The sequence below is a fragment of the Mycobacterium sp. E2479 genome, assembly GCF_001667925.1.
In the GTDB taxonomy this organism is placed as follows: Bacteria; Actinomycetota; Actinomycetes; order Mycobacteriales; family Mycobacteriaceae; genus Mycobacterium.
Genome location: NZ_LZJR01000137.1, coordinates 1 through 657, shown reverse-complemented (window position 1 = coordinate 657; position 657 = coordinate 1). Strand labels below are relative to the sequence as shown.

At 68.9% G+C, this 657-nt stretch carries 1 protein-coding gene and 1 pseudogene; one reads left to right on the top strand and one right to left on the bottom strand.

Features of this window, described 5'->3' with window-relative positions; all coding sequences use genetic code 11:
* Positions 1-96: pseudogene (locus tag A5686_RS28055) on the bottom strand (TetR/AcrR family transcriptional regulator); the annotation flags it as partial.
* A 129-nt stretch (positions 97-225) separates the two neighbouring features.
* Here A5686_RS28055 and A5686_RS20815 point away from each other — a divergent pair.
* Positions 226-657 (top strand): TetR/AcrR family transcriptional regulator (locus A5686_RS20815; RefSeq protein ID WP_231986442.1); only part of this gene is annotated, 432 nt, incomplete at its 3' end.

The following is a 657-nucleotide window of genomic DNA, read 5'->3' as shown; positions in this document are numbered from 1 at the left end:
GGCCACACAGCGCATCGCCGCGGTGACGATTCGTGCCCGGGTCTGCTCGCCATCGGCGCCCACCGGCCGGCCCAATTGCGACGGGGTGATGGTCATGGCGCCCTGCGGGTCCGTCGGTCACGCACCGCGCACCTCCGCGCCGTCAAGAAAATTGATCGTCCGATTATATTCGATGAGTCGGCACCATCGGCCGACGGACGGGATGCGACCAATGGAGCCAGCACCGTGACGCGGGCGCACCGCGGGCGCCCGGTCGGCGCCAGCGGCGAGGAGACCCGCCGGCGGATCATCGTCGCCACTATGCGGTGTGTGGCCACGGTGGGGTACGCGCGGGCGACGATTCGCGAGATCGCCCGGGCCGCCGACATGACCAGCGGCAGCCTGTATCACTACTTTGCGAACAAGTCCGAATTGCTCGAGGCCACCGTCAGCGAGATGGACCGCATCGCACGTCCCCGGCTGCGGGCTGCCGCCGCGCAAACCGACAATGTCGTCGATCGCCTCGCTGCGGTATTCGACGAGTCCAGCCGGTTGATGCGGGACTATCCGGGCCTGGCGGCCTTCGAGCGGGCTATGCGGGTGGCCGGCCACGAGCACCGCGGTGGCAGGCGGTCGAAGCGCCCCGGATTGAAGGCGTTGCGCGACATCATCACCGAG